This is a genomic window from Micromonospora palythoicola (assembly GCF_036689795.1).
Classification (GTDB): Bacteria; Actinomycetota; Actinomycetes; order Mycobacteriales; family Micromonosporaceae; genus Micromonospora; species Micromonospora palythoicola.
On sequence record NZ_JBAGKI010000026.1, the window covers coordinates 59,922 to 76,535 of the forward strand.

At 73.3% G+C, this 16,614-nt stretch carries 15 protein-coding genes and 1 riboswitch; of the genes, 11 read left to right on the forward strand and 4 right to left on the reverse strand.

The window, feature by feature from the left end; translation table 11 throughout:
- Positions 1 to 18 precede the first annotated feature (18 nt).
- Together V5O40_RS14350 and V5O40_RS27945 are read left to right on the forward strand one after the other, a co-directional pair.
- Positions 19 to 2,469, forward strand: a complete 2,451-nt coding sequence (locus V5O40_RS14350) for an FtsK/SpoIIIE family DNA translocase (RefSeq protein ID WP_332905883.1) — start codon at positions 19 to 21, stop codon at positions 2,467 to 2,469.
- Complete coding sequence (locus V5O40_RS27945) at positions 2,462 to 2,959, forward strand: VOC family protein (RefSeq protein WP_408631877.1); 498 nt, start codon at positions 2,462 to 2,464, stop codon at positions 2,957 to 2,959. The genes V5O40_RS14350 and V5O40_RS27945 overlap by 8 nt, the downstream gene beginning before the upstream one ends.
- Here V5O40_RS27945 and V5O40_RS14355 read toward each other — a convergent pair.
- On the reverse strand, positions 2,946 to 3,173 hold the full coding sequence (locus tag V5O40_RS14355) for a hypothetical protein (protein ID WP_269739313.1): 228 nt from the start codon (positions 3,171 to 3,173) through the stop codon (positions 2,946 to 2,948). The genes V5O40_RS27945 and V5O40_RS14355 overlap by 14 nt on opposite strands.
- Positions 3,174 to 3,251: 78 nt before the next feature.
- A complete protein-coding gene (locus V5O40_RS14360) occupies positions 3,252 to 3,566 on the reverse strand; it encodes a DMT family transporter (RefSeq protein WP_332905884.1) in 315 nt (104 codons plus the stop codon).
- 58 nt (positions 3,567 to 3,624) lie between these two features.
- A riboswitch (guanidine-III (ykkC-III) riboswitch) is annotated at positions 3,625 to 3,691 on the reverse strand.
- A gap of 89 nt (positions 3,692 to 3,780) precedes the next feature.
- On the opposite strand from V5O40_RS14360, the gene V5O40_RS14365 reads away from it, so the two are divergent.
- The 8 genes from V5O40_RS14365 to V5O40_RS14400 all read left to right on the forward strand — a co-directional run bounded on the left by V5O40_RS14365 (position 3,781) and on the right by V5O40_RS14400 (position 10,330).
- Positions 3,781 to 4,704: an ornithine cyclodeaminase family protein gene (locus V5O40_RS14365; protein WP_332905885.1), complete on the forward strand. Its 924-nt coding sequence runs from the start codon at positions 3,781 to 3,783 to the stop codon at positions 4,702 to 4,704.
- Between the two features lie 57 nt (positions 4,705 to 4,761).
- A complete protein-coding gene (rimO, locus tag V5O40_RS14370) occupies positions 4,762 to 6,249 on the forward strand; it encodes a 30S ribosomal protein S12 methylthiotransferase RimO (protein ID WP_332905886.1) in 1,488 nt (495 codons plus the stop codon).
- 71 nt (positions 6,250 to 6,320) lie between these two features.
- Complete coding sequence (pgsA, locus tag V5O40_RS14375; RefSeq protein WP_332905887.1) at positions 6,321 to 6,914, forward strand: CDP-diacylglycerol--glycerol-3-phosphate 3-phosphatidyltransferase; 594 nt, start codon at positions 6,321 to 6,323, stop codon at positions 6,912 to 6,914.
- Positions 6,915 to 6,971: 57 nt separating this feature from the next.
- The gene (locus V5O40_RS14380) at positions 6,972 to 7,481 is read left to right on the forward strand and encodes a CinA family protein (RefSeq protein ID WP_332905888.1); all 510 of its coding nucleotides are present in this window, start codon (positions 6,972 to 6,974) and stop codon (positions 7,479 to 7,481) included.
- A 237-nt stretch (positions 7,482 to 7,718) separates the two neighbouring features.
- Positions 7,719 to 8,177, forward strand: a complete 459-nt coding sequence (locus V5O40_RS14385; protein ID WP_269739307.1) for a helix-turn-helix domain-containing protein — start codon at positions 7,719 to 7,721, stop codon at positions 8,175 to 8,177.
- A 183-nt stretch (positions 8,178 to 8,360) separates the two neighbouring features.
- Positions 8,361 to 9,221 carry a PspA/IM30 family protein gene (locus tag V5O40_RS14390; RefSeq protein ID WP_332905889.1) on the forward strand — a complete coding sequence of 287 codons (861 nt, stop codon included), beginning with the start codon at positions 8,361 to 8,363 and terminating at the stop codon, positions 9,219 to 9,221.
- Positions 9,222 to 9,251: 30 nt separating this feature from the next.
- Entirely contained in the window at positions 9,252 to 10,031 is a 780-nt protein-coding gene (gene pspM, locus V5O40_RS14395) for a phage shock envelope stress response protein PspM (RefSeq protein WP_332905890.1), read from the forward strand.
- A gap of 77 nt (positions 10,032 to 10,108) precedes the next feature.
- Entirely contained in the window at positions 10,109 to 10,330 is a 222-nt protein-coding gene (locus V5O40_RS14400; protein ID WP_332905891.1) for a hypothetical protein, read from the forward strand.
- Positions 10,331 to 10,350: 20 nt separating this feature from the next.
- Here V5O40_RS14400 and V5O40_RS14405 read toward each other — a convergent pair whose 3' ends face one another.
- A complete protein-coding gene (locus V5O40_RS14405; RefSeq protein ID WP_332905892.1) occupies positions 10,351 to 14,085 on the reverse strand; it encodes a hypothetical protein in 3,735 nt (1,244 codons plus the stop codon).
- A gap of 280 nt (positions 14,086 to 14,365) precedes the next feature.
- The gene (locus V5O40_RS14410; RefSeq protein ID WP_332905893.1) at positions 14,366 to 15,169 is read right to left on the reverse strand and encodes a DNA-formamidopyrimidine glycosylase family protein; all 804 of its coding nucleotides are present in this window, start codon (positions 15,167 to 15,169) and stop codon (positions 14,366 to 14,368) included.
- A gap of 110 nt (positions 15,170 to 15,279) precedes the next feature.
- Here V5O40_RS14410 and V5O40_RS14415 point away from each other — a divergent pair, with 110 nt between their 5' ends.
- Positions 15,280 to 16,482: a hypothetical protein gene (locus tag V5O40_RS14415; RefSeq protein WP_332905894.1), complete on the forward strand. Its 1,203-nt coding sequence runs from the start codon at positions 15,280 to 15,282 to the stop codon at positions 16,480 to 16,482.
- Positions 16,483 to 16,614 lie beyond the last annotated feature (132 nt).

Consider the following 16,614-nt stretch of genomic DNA (forward strand, 5'->3'; position numbering starts at 1 on the left):
CGCCGTTACGGTGATGCTATGGCGGGCCGTACCCCTCAGGCGAGTCGGCGGCGCGGCGCGTCGCCGCGTGGCGGCACGAACAGCCGTGCCCGGCAGCCGGCCAAGAAGACCACCCGTACGCCGGCGCGCCGCCGCACCTCGACGAGGGGTCCGGGCCCTGCGGCGTACGTCGGTCGGGCCGTCCAGGCACTGTGGATGGGCCTGGCCCACGGGGTCGGCTGGGTGGTCCGCGCCGCCGGCCGGCAGGCCGCCTCGGCCCGCGACCTCGACCCGGAGCACCGCCGCGACGGCGCCGGCCTGCTGCTCATCGGTCTCGCCCTGCTCGGTGCGGGTGCCATCTGGTTCTCCGCGGCCGGCCCGGTCGGTGCCCGACTGGCCGACACCGTGCGGCTCTTCCTCGGGGCGATCTCCATCGTGGTGCCGGTCCTGCTGGGCATCGGTGCGTGGCGGCTGATGCGGCAGCCCGGCGATCCCGAGCACCGGGGGCGCGGGCTGGTCGGTTGGGGTTCCATGCTGGTCTCCACCGCGGCCCTGCTGCACATCGGCCAGCAGCCGGCCGGCCCGGGGGAGCGGGACTTCGCCGGTGGCCTGATCGGCGCGGGCGTGGGCAGCGTGCTGGAGCGGGCGGTCACCGCCTGGGTGGCGGTGCCGCTGCTGGTCCTGTTGCTGGTGTTCGGGTTGCTGGTGGTCACCGCGACTCCGATCAACAAGATTCCCGAGCGGCTCGGTCTGCTGGCCGGCGGAGTGATCGGGCAGGACGAGGCGGAGCCGGCGGAGGCCGCCGCGACGCCGAGCCGGCGGCGCCCCACCAAGCGGGTGCCCCCGCCGGTCGACCCGGACGAGTTCGACGACCTGGACGGCGCGGACCTGCAGGAGACCATGGTCCTGCCGCGCAAGGCACCGTCGCGGGTGCCGGCCAGCCGCAAGCCCGCCGAGCCGCCGGAGCACTCGCCCGCGCCGACCCGGGCCGAGCAGCTCGCGCTTACCGGTCTGGCCGGCGACTACACGCTGCCCCCGTCGAACATGCTCGGCAGCGGGGCCGCCCCGAAGACCCGCAGCAAGGCCAACGACGAGGTGATCGCCGCGCTCACCGGCGTCTTCGACCAGTTCGACGTCGACGCGGCGGTCACCGGCTTCACCCGGGGGCCCACGGTGACCCGCTACGAGGTCGAGCTGGGCCACGGGGTGAAGGTCGAGCGGATCACCCAGCTCTCCCGCAACATCGCGTACGCGGTGAAGTCGCCCGACGTACGTATCCTGAGCCCGATCCCGGGCAAGAGCGCGGTGGGTGTGGAGATCCCGAACACCGACCCGGAGAACGTGGCGCTGGGTGACGTGCTGCGTTCGCGCGCCGCCACCAGCGACCACCATCCGATGGTGGTCGCCCTCGGCAAGGACATCGAGGGTGGCTACGTGGTGGCCAACCTGGCCAAGATGCCGCACATCCTGATCGCGGGAGCCACCGGCGCCGGCAAGTCGAGCTGCCTCAACTCGCTGCTCATGTCCATTCTGACCCGGGCGACGCCGGACGAGGTGCGGCTGCTGCTGATCGACCCGAAGCGGGTCGAGATGACCGGCTACGAGGGCATCCCGCACCTGGTCACCCCGATCGTGACCAACGCCAAGAAGGCGGCCGACTCGCTGGAGTGGGTCGTCCGTGAGATGGACATGCGCTACGACGACCTCGCCGCGAACGGGGTCCGGCACATCGACGACTTCAACCGGAAGGTCCGCAACGGCGAGATCAAGGCACCGCCGGGCAGCGAGCGCGAGATGCGCCCGTACCCGTACCTGCTGGTGATCGTGGACGAGTTGGCCGACCTGATGATGGTCGCTCCCCGCGACGTCGAGGACTCGATCGTGCGGATCACCCAGCTCGCCCGGGCCGCCGGCATCCACCTGGTGCTCGCCACCCAACGGCCCTCGGTCGACGTGGTGACCGGCCTGATCAAGGCCAACGTGCCGTCCCGGCTGGCGTTCGCCACCTCGTCGCTGGCCGACTCCCGGGTCATCCTCGACCAGCCGGGCGCGGAGAAGCTGCTCGGCCGGGGCGACGGGCTGTTCCTGCCGATGGGCGCCTCGAAGCCGGTGCGGATCCAGGGTGCCTGGGTCACCGAGCGCGAGATCAACGATGTGGTCAAGTTCTGCAAGGACCAGCGGGAGCCGGAGTTCCGCCCGGACGTGCTGACCCCCGCGCAGGACAGCAAGAAGAAGATCGACGAGGACATCGGCGATGACCTCGACCTGCTGGTGCAGGCGGTCGAACTGGTGGTCACCTCGCAGTTCGGCTCGACCTCGATGCTGCAACGCAAGTTGCGGGTCGGCTTCGCGAAGGCGGGCCGGCTGATGGACCTGATGGAGACCCGGGGCGTGGTCGGCCCGTCGGAGGGCTCCAAGGCGCGTGACGTGCTGGTCAAGCCGGATGAGCTGGAGGAGGTGCTGGAGGGTCTGCGCGGTGGCGATGGCTGAGCCGACGGGACTGGCCGACGAGCTGTTCCCGATCATCACGGCCGCCGACCTGGACGCCGCACTGCGCTTCTACGAGGGGCTGCTGGGCGGCCGGGTCGAGTACCGCTTCCCGGAGACCGGGGAACCCGCGTACGTCTCGCTGCGCTTCGGTGACGGTCAGCTGGGCATCGGCCGGCAGGAGGCCGGCGAGCAGCCCGCCGGCCCGGCAACCCTCTGGCCGTTTCGTCACCCCAGCTCACGAGCTATTGCGTGGGTTGACGCAGAGCAAAGGAGCGGAGCGGTAAGGGTGGGGTGCGCGGCTGACGCTACGGATTGTGTGTCCGGCGGGCAGGTAGCTGTGCGTATCCGTGCTCGGTCGCTCCACGGGGGGTGGAGCCGCCACGTGCGGACGAGGGACGCAACGGGCCGTCGTGCGGGTGGGACAGGCGATGGCGACGGCCCGCCGCTGAGTGCGGCGGGCCGTCGAGGAGCCGGGGTCAGAGTGCGCTGAGGACCAGCATGCTCAGCACCATGGCGACCACGTTGGCCGCGGCGGCGTACCAGCCGAGCGGCTTGTCACCGAGCACCGCGCCGACGACGCCGAGGACCAGCCCGATGACTCCGAAGAGGATCGGGTTGAGCAGCAGCGCGAGTACCGCGCAGACGAAACCCACGATGGTGCAGATGCGGGCGGCGCTGGTCGAGCGGACGGTGCTGGTGGCCATGTCTTCCTCCAGGGGTGAGTCTCATGTCTGCCGTCCGGTCTCTACCCACTACGGACGTTCGTCACGCATCCAAGGCGGTCAGTGAAACAGCTTGAGACCGATCACGCCGGCCACCACCAGCAGCAGACTGAGCAGGCGGGGCAGATTGGCCGGTTCGCCGAGCGCCACCATGCCGACGACGGCGGTGCCGACCGCGCCGATGCCGACCCACACCGCGTAGCCGGTGCCGACCGGAATCTCCCGCAGCGCGTACGCCAGCCCGGCCATGCTCAACACCAGCGTGACCGCGAAGACCGCAGAGGCGACAGGTCGGGTGAATCCGGCGGAGCGGTCCAGGGCGATGGCCCAGGCCGTTTCGAGCAGTCCGGAGAGCACCAGCACGAGCCAGGCCATCAGGTCACCTCTTCGGCAGTGGCCCGGCCGCCGGGGCCGGGACGAGTCGGTTCCGTCATCCGGGGCGTCTTGGCCTGACCGGGTACGCCCACGACTCGTCCGGGGCGGCCACGCTGACCGCCGAAACCGACCGTAGCACCGCTCGACGGCGGTGCGGGTGAGACGGATCACCTCGGATGGACCTCAAGCCCGCTTCAAGCTGCACCATGGACGCGTGACCGTGCTCATCTCCGATCCGGAGGTCGCCGCCGCGCTGGACGCGGCGACCTCGGTCGACGCGATGCGTCAGGCCCTGCTCGCCGCGTACGACGGGCGGCTCGTCGCCCCGCCTCGGGCCGCCGCGTCGCTGGGCGCCGGCCGGATGGTGCTCACCGCCGGCCACCTTGAGGGGCAGTGGTACGGGTACCGGGCGTACGACACGTTCGGGCACCCGGAGTCCGAGCAGGTGGTGGTGCTGCACGACGGGCGGACCGGCGCGGTGCGGGCCGTGGCCGTGGGGGAGGAACTCGGCTCGCGGCGCACCGGCGCGCTGGGCGGGGTGGCGGTGGACGCGTTGGCCCGCGCGGACGCGGCCACCGTCGGCGTGATCGGCGCCGGTGGGCAGGCGTGGACCCAGGTCTGGGCCAGCGCCGCCGTGCGCCGTCTGGACGAGGTGATCGTGCACAGCCGCTCGGCCGCGCGTCGGGAGGCGTTCGCCGCCCGGGTGCGGGCCGAACTCGGCATCGCGGCCCGCGCCGTGGACACCGCCCGGGAGGCGGTACGCGACCGGGACGTGGTGGTGCTGGCCACCACCAGCCCGACTCCGGTGCTCAGCGCCGCCGACCTGCGCCCTGGAACACACGTCAACGCGGTCGGCTTCAAGCAGCTGGACCGCGCGGAGTTCGGCACCGACCTGCTCGACGCCGCCACCGTGCTGGCCAGCGACTCGGTGGCCCAGGCGCGGTCGTACGCCCCGCCGATGCTCGCCGCGCTGCCGCCGTACGCCTCCCGGTTGCGCGACCTGGGCGCGGTGCTGGCCGGCACGGCACCCGGCCGCACCGGCGCGGACCAGATCTCGGTCTTCTGCTCGGTCGGTCTGGCCGGCACCGAGGTCTTCCTGCTCGACCGCGTGGTCCGGATCCTCGCCACGGCGGTCTGAGTCGCACCGGCGTCGACCGCCGTCGCCGGTGCGGGCACCGTCGCCCGGTACCCTCGGATGGTGTCTGCCACCTCCTCGCCTTCGCCCGACGGCCGCCGGGTCGCCCTGCTGACCCTGGGCTGTGCCCGCAACGAGGTCGACTCGGAGGAGCTGGCCGCCCGCCTGCACGCCGACGGCTGGCAGGTGACCACCGACGGCGAGGGTGCCGACGTGGTGGTCGTCAACACCTGCGGGTTCGTGGAGAAGGCCAAGCAGGATTCGATCCAGACGCTGCTGGCCGCCGCCGACACGGGGGCGAAGGTGGTGGCCGCCGGCTGCATGGCCGAGCGGTACGGACGGGAACTGGCCGACAGCCTTCCCGAGGCCCAGGCGGTGCTCAGCTTCGACGACTACCCCGACATCGCCGCCCGGCTGGACGCGGTGGTGGCCGGCCGGGAGGTCGCCGCGCACACGCCGCGTGACCGGCGCGAGCTGCTGCCGCTGACCCCGGTCGCCCGGCGCGACAGCGCGGTCTCCCTGCCCGGGCACGGTCGCGGCACCGACGTCGACGAGCACACCCCGGCACACCTGCGTACGGTGCTGCGTCGGCGGTTGGACAGCGGCCCGGTGGCCTCGCTCAAGCTGGCCAGTGGCTGCGACCGGCGCTGTGCGTTCTGCGCCATCCCCGCCTTCCGGGGCGCCTTCGTCTCCCGTACCCCCGACGAGCTGCTCGCCGAGGCCGAGTGGCTGGCCAAGAGCGGCGTCCGGGAACTCGTACTGGTCAGCGAGAATTCGACCTCCTACGGCAAGGACCTGGGCGACCCGCGCGCGCTGGAGAAGCTGCTGCCGCAGCTCGCCGCCGTCGAGGGCATCGTCCGGGTCCGGGCCAGCTACCTCCAGCCGGCCGAGACCCGGCCCGGGCTGATCGAGGCGATCGCCGGCACACCGGGGGTGGCCCCCTACTTCGATCTGTCGTTCCAGCATTCCAGCGAGCCGGTGCTGCGCCGGATGCGTCGTTTCGGCTCCACCGACCGGTTCCTGGACCTGCTCGCCGCCGCCCGGCAACTCGCGCCGGAGGCCGGGGCGCGCAGCAACTTCATCGTCGGGTTCCCCGGCGAGACCCGGGGCGACGTCGACGAACTGGTGCGATTCCTCACCGAGGCCCGGCTCGACGCGATCGGCGTCTTCGACTACAGCGACGAGGACGGCACGGAGGCCGCCGGGCTGTCGGGCAAGGTCTCCGCCGCGACCATCAAACGCCGGTACGACAGGCTCAGCGCGCTCGCCGACGAGCTGTGTTCGCAGCGGGCCGAGGACCGCCTCGGCTCGACGGTGGAGGTGCTCGTCGACTCGGTGGACGGTGGGGTCGTCGAGGGACGGGCGGCGCACCAGGCGCCGGAGGTGGACGGGTCGACCACCCTGGTCGCCCCCGACGGCGGTGGCGTCGACCTGGCCACGCTGCGCCCCGGCGACCTGGTCCGGGCCACGGTGACCGGAACCGAGGGCGTCGACCTGCTCGCCGTGCCGGATGAGATGATCTCCGCCGCGTCCGGCGCGGCGCGGTGACGGTGGGCTGGGACGAGGCGGAGGAGGCACGAGGTGCGGTGCCGGGTGCGTCACCCGAGCGGGGTGGTTCGATGACCGGGGCGACGGACTCGCCTCCGGTGCCGGTGGTGGCCCGGGTACCCGTGGTCAACGCCGCCAACGCCCTGACCGCGCTGCGGCTGATGCTGGTACCGGTCTTCGCCGTCTCGGTGGTGGTGTCCGGCATGACCCACGCCGGATGGCAGGCCATCGCCTGCGTGATCTTCGCCGTGGCCTCGGTGACGGATCTGGTGGACGGGTGGATCGCCCGCAGGTTCGCGCTGGTCACCGCCGTGGGGAAGGTGGCCGACCCGATCGCCGACAAGGCGCTCACCGGTGCCGCCCTGCTGCTGCTGTCCTGGTACGACCGGCTGCCCTGGTGGGTGACGGCGGTCATCCTGGCCCGGGAGCTGGGAATCACCGCCCTGAGGTTCTGGGTGATCCGGCGTGGCGTGATCGCCGCCAGTCGGGGCGGAAAGATCAAGACCGCGCTTCAGGTGCTGGCCATCACCTGGTATCTGTGGCCGATGCCGGCCGCTCTCACCCCGGTCGGGCCCTGGATCATGGGCGCGGCGGTCGCGGTCACCCTCGTCACCGGGCTGGACTACATCGCCCAGGCCACCCGGCTGCGACGCGCCAAGGGATGAGCTGCGCCACGGCGTTGCGACGGGTAGACCGCGCCGGCGCCGGGAAGGATGCAGATCATGGGTGTACGCGAGGGTGAGGGTTCGATGGGCGCCGCAGCGGCCGGTGTGGTGCACCGGCTCGCCGATCGGCGGGAGACGTTCGCCACCGTCGAGTCGCTGACCGGAGGTCTGTTGGCCGCCACGGTCGTGGAGATCGCCGGGGCGAGCGCCGTCTACCGGGGTGGACTGGTGGTCTACGCCACCGACTTGAAGCAACGGCTGGCCGACGTGCCGGCGGACCTGCTGGCCGAACGCGGCCCGGTCGATCCCGACGTGGCGACGGCACTCGCCGAGGGTGGGCGGCGACGCTGCGGCGCCGACTGGGGTCTGGCCACCACCGGGGTGGCCGGGCCGGAACCGCAGGGTGGCAAGCCCGTCGGTCTGGTCTTCGTCGCGGTCGCCGGACCGGGCGGCACCGAGGTGCGGGAACTGCGTCTCGACGGTGGGCGCGACCAGGTCCGGGGAGCCGCCGTCACCGAGGCCCTGCGCCTGCTGGCTGACCGGATCGACGCCCCGTACCCGGCCTGACCGCGCCGCCGCCGATTCCCGAGGCCGCCGACCGTGGCTCCAAATGCCGTCGGCCCGGCCGGGTCGGACGCCTGCGCCGCCCCGGACCCACCCGGCGGTGAGCGGCGGCCGTGGGATGACCGGGCGGGGCGGGATGTCGCGGCGGCGCACAGCGGGTACGGTTGCGGGAAAGCTCCGACAGCCGGTGCTCCCGCAGGCCGGTCGGCCGGGCGAACTGTGTCCCTCAGGGGAGGTGCGATGGTCCTGCTACGCCGGGTGATCGGTGACGCACTACGGGCGCGCCGGCAGGGGCAGCACCGCACGCTGCGCGAGGTCTCGTCCGCAGCCAACGTCAGCCTGGGCTACCTCTCCGAGATCGAACGCGGCCAGAAGGAACCGTCGAGCGAACTGCTCGCGGCGATCTGCGACGCGCTGGGTGCCCGCCTCTCCGAGCTGCTGCGCGAGGTCAGCGACACGGTCGCGCTCGCCGAACAGATGCCGGGCGTGCTGGTGCCGGTGCAGGACGAGCCGACCGAGTCGACGCCGGTCGCCGCCGCGCCGGTGCACAAGGCCACCGGCCGGGGCGTACGTCAGGTCACCTCGGACGGCAACGTCGCTGTCTCGGTGCGCCAGGATTCTCCGCTCAAGGCCACGCTGCGCAGTGCCCGGGTCCGGCCCGCGGACCGCAGTGACCGGGACGTGGTCTGCGCCGCCTGAGCCTCGTGGCCGATGGTCGCGGTAGCTTGCGCCGCGTAGGGTTGATCGCGGACGTCCCCTTCCGCCGGTACGGATGCCGTGTTGGCGCCCGGCTGGGACGATGGAGCCACCATCGCCGGTAGCCGAGCCGGTTGCCCGGGGGTGGGGCAGGCGCAGCGACGTGACTGAGGGGATAGCGCGGAGATGGCGAACCCGTTCGTCAAGGGGTGGAAGTACCTGATGGCGCTCTTCGGCGCCCGCATCGACGAGCACGCCGACCCGAAGGTGCAGCTCCAGCAGGCCATCGACGAGGCGCACCGGCAGCACCAGGCGCTCGTCCAGCAGGCCGCCGCGGTGATCGGCAACCAGCGGCAGTTGGAGATGAAGCTGTCCCGGCAGATGTCCGACGTCGAGCGGTTGCAGGCCAACGCCCGCCAGGCGCTGGTCCTGGCCGACCAGGCGCGGGCCAAGGGTGACGAGGCGGAGGCCGGGCGGTACGAGCAGTCCGCGCAGACCCTGGCCACCCAGCTGGTCAATGCCGAACAGTCCGCGGAGGACCTCAAGACCCTGCACGATCAGGCGTTGGCCGCCGCCGGGCAGGCCCGCCGGGCGGTGGAGAACAATTCCATGATTCTCCAGCAGAAGCTCGCCGAGCGCGCCAAGCTGCTCAGCCAGCTGGAGCAGGCCAAGATGCAGGAGAGCGTCGCCGCCTCGCTGGAGTCCATGTCGGCGCTCACCGCCCCCGGCAGCACGCCCACCCTCGACGAGGTGCGCGAGCGCATCGAACGCCGGTACGCCAACGCCATGGGCCGCGCCGAGCTGGCCAGCAACTCGACCGAGGGCCGGATGCTGGAGATCCAGCAGGCGACGTTGGATTCGGCGGGCTCCGCCCGACTCGACCAGATCCGGGCCAGCATGGCCGGTGAGCAGCTCGGCGCGGGCGCCGACCGCGGCACCGGCGAGGAGCAGCCGGCCAGCGCGGACCCGGGGGTGGCCCGGCTCGACGAGATCCGCGCCAGCATGAGCCGCGAACGCGGCACCGGCGACACCACGGCCGCCGGCTGAGCGGAGAGTCGGACGATCGAGGAGGCGACGGTGGCAGCGGACGAGCGCACCCGGTATTTCCGCCGGCTTCGCCGGCTGCGCGGCTCCGCCCGCCGGTGGAGCGTCCTGGCCGGTGGGCTCGGTGGCGCGGCGGCGGTGCTGACCCCGTACGCCGGGATCGGTCTGGCCGACGCGGCGTGGGCCGCCACCGCGGGCGCGGCCACCGCACTGGCCGCCTGGCGCTGGGTGGACCTGCGTGCCCTCGCCGCCCAACCCGCTCCACCACCGCTGGACCCGGCCCAGGCGGCCGCCCGCAACCGCGCCCGCCTGGTCGCCGCCGTGGAACGACTTCCCGCCGGTGCCGGCGTGCTGGCCGAGGTACGTCGGGTCCGCTCCCGCACCGCGCTGCGCGGCACCGCCGCCGCCCGGCCGTGGGAGCGCCTCGACCGGGCCGCCGCGACTATGGCGGCCATGGCGGGCCGGCTGACCGGCCTCGCCGAACCGGCCGTCGCCGAAGCCTCCGCCGCCGAACAGTCCCTGCGCGAGCTGGCCAACCGGGTCGCCAGCGTGGAACGCGCCGCCCGTCTCGCCCCGGCCGACGCGAAGCCGCCGCTGGCCGAGGCGCACCGGGCGCTCACCGGCCAGTTGGAGACGGGCGTGACAGCGTACGAGCGGCTGGTCGCCGCCGCCGCCGGCTACCTCGCCGAGGAGTACCGCCCCGAGACCGAGCACCCGGCAGCCGCCCGGCTGACCGAAGCGACCGACCTGTTGCACGGGTTCGCCAGCGCGCTTTCCGAGCTACGTGCCGTGGGTCGCCCCGTCCGCCCCTGAGACATTCCGACCGGGGCAGGGCGCGTCCCCGCTTGCGCCACCGTGGAGCCTGGGCCCGGTGTGATCCAATTGCGGATGTGAATCGACAGCGTGTTCTTGCCGTTCTGCTGCTGCTGATCGCGTTCCTGGCGCTTGTCGCCTCGCGTACCTTCCCGTTCACGGACGATCTCTCGGGCCTGGCCGAGTTCGCGATCGCCCTCGGCGGCGCGGCGTGCGGGCTGGCCGGCGTGTGGCTGTGGCTGCGCCCGGCACCGGCGGGCGAAGCGCCGTCGACCACCGACGAAGCAGAGAACCCCTGACCGCAGCGCGCGGCGTGCACTCACTCCGGGGTGGTGACCGGGATGGGGCCGGTGTACGGGGAGGCGCCGACCACGTTGAACGAGCGCACCCGGTAGTGGTAGGTCACGCCCCGGGTCAGGCCGGTGTTGGTGAAGCCGCGACCGGTCACGGTGAAGGTGGCCAGTTCCCGGGTGAACGCCGGGTCCAGGGCCCGTTCCACGGTGAAGCCGGCGCCCTGCCCGGCGGGGGTGCTGGCCGACCAGCCGAGCACCACGGTCGCGGTGTCCGGGCCGGGAGCGGTGGTGGCCACGCTGACCGAGGTCGGCGTGCCGGGCGCGGGTGGAGTGGTCACCGCCGCCAGGGTGGACCAGGGGGAGGCGGCGCCCAGGTAGGTGGTGCGTACCCGGTAGTAGTAGGTGGTGTCGGGCGCGACCGCCGGGTCCAGGTGACTGTCGCCGACACCTATCGCGGTGGTGCCGGGTCCACTGGTGAAGGTCGGGTTGGTGGCGCGTTGCACGTCGATGCCGGTGGCGAAGGAATTGTTGGCCCAGCGCAGCGCCACCCGCAGCGGTGCGGCCGGTGGAACGGTCGCGGTCAGCTTGGCCGGCGCGGTGAGCTGTACCGACGCGGGAACACTGTTCGACCAGGTGGAGCAGCTGGCCGCGTTCTCGGCGCGGATCCGGTAGTGGTAGGTGACGCCCGGGGTGACGGTGGCGTCGGTGTACCGGGTCGCGGTGGCCGCGACGGTGATGGAGGTCAGCCCGTTGGTGAAGGTCGCGTCGGTGGCCCGGTGCAGCAGATGGCAGGTGGCCGGAGGTCGGCTGCCGTTGCCGGTCCAGGCGAGGGTGATCGCCGGCAGCGCGGTGGCCGAGCCCGGGGCCGGCGCGGCGGTGAGCCCGGTCGGTGCCCGGGGCGAGACCCGGACCACGAGCGGGCGGCTCATGCCCAGATCGCGATGGCCGGCCGCCGCGCTGCCCCAGTGGTACTCCCAGCCGAGGTTCACCAGCTGGTTGACCACAGCCGCGGGTCGACCGTCCACGGGACTGACCGGGGTGGAGTCGAGCCGGGTGCCGGCCGGTCGGCTCGGATCGAGCAGCCGTACGCTGTCGCCGATCTTGAACGGTAGGGGCGGTGCCTCGGGGCGCAGCGCGAGCAGCACGTCCTCGCCGGGATCGACGCGCACCACCTGCTTCCAGCCGAGTTCGCCGGGGTGCGGTGGCCGGATCCTGCCGTCGCGGCCGACCCGGCCGATCACCTGCACGTCCAGGCCGTCGAACCGCACCGGATGGCTCTGCCGTCCGCAGCCGCGTACCCGCCAGAGCTGACTGCCGTCAGCCGGTGTGCCGACCGCCAGGGCCGGGTCGCTGGCGTACACCACCTCGGTCGCCGGGTCGGTGGGACCGAGCGGCAGGGTCGCCGCGCCGCGCGGTCCGTCGTGCGGGTGGGCCACGCCGAGGCGGCCGGCGAGCCTGCCGTACTCGGGTTCGAAGACCTGGCACACGGATCTCACGGTCAGCGGCAGGCGCACCGGTGTCCCGCCGGGCGGGGTGAACTCGACGGTGCTGGCGTGGACCGGAATCCGCGTCGCCGTACTCGTGGTGCCGAAGCAGGGGTCGTAGGCCGGTTGCGGCACGACCGGGGGGCGCTGGCTGGCCGCGTACGCGGCGGGCAGACGCTCCCGCAGCCGGTCGAGGTCGTACGGCGGGGCCGGAGTGCCCGTCACCCGCAGCTGCAACAGGGTACGGGTGTTCGGACCGTACCCGGGCACGGTCGGCGGCGCACCGCCCTCGGCGGTCCGGTCGGTGCCGCCGGTGTGGTGGTCGTAGCGGGGGTCGAAGCAGGGCAGCGGGACGGGGCAGTCGTTGTAGAGGATCAGGATGGTGCCGGGGTCGACGGCGGCGAAGTCCACCAGCACGTCGGCCCGCTCGCCGGGGGCGAGCAGCAGCGCGTGGCCGTCGACGTTGAGCACGGTCGGGTCGCGTCGGTCGTGGCGGAAACCGATCGGTCGGTTCGGCACGACCACGGGTGCCGGCAGCAGGCCGCCCTCGTTGCCGATCCGGATCATCTCCGGGCCGGCCGCCGTCGGGTCCGGCACGCCGCCGGGCCGCCCGTCGGTGGGCCAGCCCGCCGGCCGGCCCGGGGCGCGCACCGCGTCGACCATCGGCACCTCACCGGCGGCGGCGTCGGCGAGGCGTCCGTCCGGCGTCCACATCGGCGTGTCCGAGGCGGCCCGGTACAGCTGCAGATTGAGCCAGCGGTCGGTGCAGGCGTTGAGGATGCGCCACCGGTGGACCGTCGGCCGCACCTCCAGGTACGGGTACGCGGCACCGTTCACCAGGACCGTGTCGCCGTAGCCGGCGGGCACCGCGCTCGGCTGCGGCACGCCCGGGGTCTCCGGCGGCTCGTCCGGCTCGGTGACCGGGTCGTGATGCGGGTTGGGCACGGTGGCGGCGGAGGCGTCGGGGCCGGCGTGGGCGGTACGCGACCAGGGCCCGTAGTCCCAACGGCCGGTCGGGTTGATCCCGTCGCGCCGGTACGGGTTCTGGCGGACCTGGTAGACGTGCGGGTGCCAGAGGGCACCTCGGGAACCCCACCGGTCCCGATCCCAGGTCGGGTCCTGGGCGGCGAGCTGGGCGTCGTCCGGCACGAACGTCTTGTCCTCGAAGACCAGCGGCAACTGCTCGGACGGCAGCGTCCCGTCGGCGATCAACCGCTCCTGCGCGTCGTCGGTGAGCAGGTAGAGCGCGAGCTGGCCGGAGTAGCCGGTCAGCCGGGAGAGCCCGACGGTGTTGTCGTGGAACCAGAGCAGCCGGCCGCTCTGGTCGTTCGGGTAGTAGCGGGTGGTCGCACCCTGCCCCGGATGGGGCATGTCCGGCACGTGGGCCAGGCCGGGACCGGTGGGATAGGGGGTGATCTCGCCCGCCGGAGTGATCCACTGCCAGGGGCCGCCGGCGCTGATCCAGCCGGTGAGCGCGCCACAGAGATGCGGCACCGCCCGGTTCTGCGGGTAGGGTGCCGGCCCGTCGAGAGGCCCCCGGGCGGCACCGGGCACGGTCGGGTCGACCGGTAGGAAGAGATCCCCGGTGGGCAGTTGGTTGATGAACTTGACGCGTACCGGCCGGCCGCGTCGGGCGAGCACGACCGGACCGAGGTGCCAGGGTCGCCGTGGCGGGGCGACCGTGTTGTGCCCGTCCGGGTTGGTACCCAGGTTCAGCTGGCGGTAGCCGCGCAGCCGGGTCGCCGGCAGGTCCCGGTGCAGCCGTTGGGTGTATTCCTGGAGCCCGATCTCGTAGTAGTCGCAACCGGGATAGGTGATCGTGTCGGGCACGGCGACCGGCAGGTGGGCACCGTGCGGGGTACGTCCCAGCGGGCCGAGGCCGGGCAGCGGGTCGACGAACTTGCGCAACCCGGTGCCGGGCACCGGCTGCCCGTTCTCGCCGAGCGTGGGCAGTGGGCTGTAGGCGTGGTTCGGCACGGCGCCGAAACAGCGGGGGGCCGCCGCCGGGTCCAGGCTCGCCGACCCCGGCCGCGACGGGGCCGTTGCCGGATGCGGCTGGCCGGGCACCGGTGGTTTCCGCGTCGCCGCGCCCGTGTCGTCGGAACTCCCGGTGCCGGCGGTACCCGCCGTCGGGACCTCGCGGTCGGGACCGGGGTGCGTGCCGTTCTCCGTGTCCGGGGCGGTCCGGGTGCCCGGTACGGCGCCCGGTGTGCCGGGCTGGTCGGTGCGGGCGACGCGGTCCAGCCAGCTCGACCGGAGTCTGCGGAACACGGCCATGGCTCTCCCGGTGATCGAGGCGCGCCGGCCACCACCCCGACGTGGCGGCCCGGACGCGCGTGCTGACGTTCCGTGAGCCCTCAACCGCAGCATGCGACGTGTGGTGGCCGGTTAGGAAGTCCCCTTTCGTGCCAATCTGCCGAGCTGCCGGCGTGTCGAGGTCGCCACTCCGCGCCGCTGGGTGGCCGGCCGACCACCGCCTCCGACCTGCCCAGACCACCGCGTGGAAGATGCGCGGTGCCGGCTCGGGCCGGCGCGTGGAAGATGCGTGGTACCCGGCTCAGGCCGGCGTGCCGGGTTGGCAGGTGGGACACCAGTAGGTGACCCGGTCGCCCAGTTCCTCCTTGCGGATGGCGGTGCCGCAGCGTCGGCACGGCTGCGCCCGGCGGCCGTACACGTAGCTGGTCCGGCCGCGCCCCAGCGCGCCGGTGGTGCTCTGCGTCCAGCGACCCCGGTTCGCGGCCAGCAACTTCTGCGCCAGGGTCACCAGACCGGTGAGGTCGGGCACGTCCCGCACGGGGGTACGCGGGTGCACCCCGCGCAGGAACAGCACCTCGCACTTGTAGAGGTTGCCGACGCCGGCCAGGATGCGCTGGTCGAGCAGGGCCACACCGACCGGGGTGTCCGGGTGGCCGGCGAGCCGACGGGCGGCCTCGGTGGGATCCCAGTCGGCGCCGAGCAGGTCGGGGCCGAGGTGACCGACGAGGCGGTGCTCGTCGGCGGTGGGCACCAGGGCCACCTCGTGCAGGTGGTAGCCGACGGCGGTCGCGGCCGGGGCACGCAGCACCACCCGGATCAGGTGCGCCGGCCGGGCGGTCCACCGCTCCCCGGGCGCGTAGGCCCGCCAGGTGCCGTCCATCCGCAGGTGCGAGTGCAGCGTCCAGCGCGACTCACCGGCGCGGGCCGGGGCGTCCAGCCGGAGCAGCAGGTGTTTCCCCCGGCTGGCGCTGTCGCGTACCGACCATCCGGCGAGGTCGGTCGTGGCGAGCGAGGGCACCCGAAAGTCGCTGCCGGTCAGCCGCGCGCCGACCAGCGCGCGTTCCAGGACGCGGGCGGTGTTCCAGACGGTGTCACCTTCGGGCACGGCACCATTCTCCCTCACCCGAGCGCAATTCACATGTATCGCTATTTGTATGACGCTTCTGTTCGATCTACGGATATAGGCACTATCGGGGAGTTCTGAGGAGAATGCCGATGAATCATCCCCGCAACGCCCTTCTGGCCGCCCTGCTGGCCACTGCCCTCGCCATCGCCCTCCAGCCACCCGCCGCCTCCTCGGCCGGTCGGGCCGACCGGTGGACCGCCGAGTTGTCGGTCGTCGACGCCGACGACGTCAACGTGCGACATACCCGTACCGGCCTGCGACTGGCCGACGCCCGGCCACCCGGCGTGCCCGCCCGACGGAGCGCCGTCGCCGAGGGCATGCTGGTGGCCGTACCGCGTACCCTCAGTCGCCCGGCCACCCGGATCCGCGCCCAGGTCACCATCGTCGCCCGGCCCGGCGCCACCGCGACCGTGCAGGTGCGCGGCTGGCGGGCCGCCGGCTGGACCGAATGGCGCGACGCGGCGCCCGCGGCCGTCTTCGACCGGCCGGTCCGCCGGGTGCAGGCTCGGGTGGTGTTGACCGGCAGCCCCTCCGGTGCCAGCACCGAGGTCCGTGCCGTCCGGCTCACCGCCGACACCGTCGCCGCCGCCACCGCGGCCACCCCCGGTCTGACCTACCGGGTGTACGCGACCCGGATCGGACTGGTGGGCGAGTTGACAGCGAACGGGCACACGGTCCGCGCGCGGGACCATTTCGTCGCGTTGCCGTCGCGCCGGGGGCTGTCCCCGCGCAACACCGGCGACTACACCGTCCGGGTCTGCACCGTCACCGGTAGCCGCTGCGAATACGCCCCGGTCTGGGACGTCGGTCCGTGGAACACCCGCGACGACTACTGGAACCTCAGCGCGGTGCGGGAGAACTGGAAGGCACTGCCGCAGGGCCGGCCGCAGGCGCAGGCCGCGTACCAGGACGGCTACAACGGCGGGCGGGACCAGTTCGGCCGGGTGGTGCTCAACCCGGCCGGCATCGACCTCGCCGACGGGACGTTCTGGGACGGGTTGCAACTGTCCACGAACGCCTGGGTCGACGTGGCGTACCTGTGGACCGGCACCGGCCCGCGAGGGGTGGTCGGTGACGGGCCGTTGACCGTGCGCTCCGGCCCGAGCACCGGCTACCAGTCCCGTGGCCTGGCCGCCCAGTACGCCAACGTGCCGATCCAGTGCTACGTGACCGGACAGACGATCGTCGGCCCGTACCGCACCACCAACCGGTGGAACCGCCTGGCCAGCGGGCAGTTCGTCAGCCACGCGTACATCTCGACGGTCTGGGGTGGGTCGGTGCCGGTCTGCTGAGACCGGCACCCCGAGCCGGGTCGGCGTCCTCCCGGGCCGGCCCGGCTCGCCGCGTCAGCGGGAGCCCGGCCGAATCAGGGCAACAGCGCCCGCCTCGGGGTCCGCCCCAGTTCCTGGGACCCGGGCTGGCAG

Coding starts and splice junctions, on each gene's coding strand:
- V5O40_RS14350 (WP_332905883.1), top strand. CDS start 19: ATGGCGGGCCGTACCCCTCAGGCGAGTCGGCGGCGCGGCGCGTCGCCG.
- V5O40_RS27945 (WP_408631877.1), top strand. CDS start 2,462: ATGGCTGAGCCGACGGGACTGGCCGACGAGCTGTTCCCGATCATCACG.
- V5O40_RS14355 (WP_269739313.1), bottom strand. CDS start 3,173: ATGGCCACCAGCACCGTCCGCTCGACCAGCGCCGCCCGCATCTGCACC.
- V5O40_RS14360 (WP_332905884.1), bottom strand. CDS start 3,566: ATGGCCTGGCTCGTGCTGGTGCTCTCCGGACTGCTCGAAACGGCCTGG.
- rimO (WP_332905886.1), top strand. CDS start 4,762: ATGGTGTCTGCCACCTCCTCGCCTTCGCCCGACGGCCGCCGGGTCGCC.
- pgsA (WP_332905887.1), top strand. CDS start 6,321: ATGACCGGGGCGACGGACTCGCCTCCGGTGCCGGTGGTGGCCCGGGTA.
- V5O40_RS14380 (WP_332905888.1), top strand. CDS start 6,972: ATGGGTGTACGCGAGGGTGAGGGTTCGATGGGCGCCGCAGCGGCCGGT.
- V5O40_RS14385 (WP_269739307.1), top strand. CDS start 7,719: ATGGTCCTGCTACGCCGGGTGATCGGTGACGCACTACGGGCGCGCCGG.
- V5O40_RS14390 (WP_332905889.1), top strand. CDS start 8,361: ATGGCGAACCCGTTCGTCAAGGGGTGGAAGTACCTGATGGCGCTCTTC.
- V5O40_RS14405 (WP_332905892.1), bottom strand. CDS start 14,085: ATGGCCGTGTTCCGCAGACTCCGGTCGAGCTGGCTGGACCGCGTCGCC.
- V5O40_RS14415 (WP_332905894.1), top strand. CDS start 15,280: ATGAATCATCCCCGCAACGCCCTTCTGGCCGCCCTGCTGGCCACTGCC.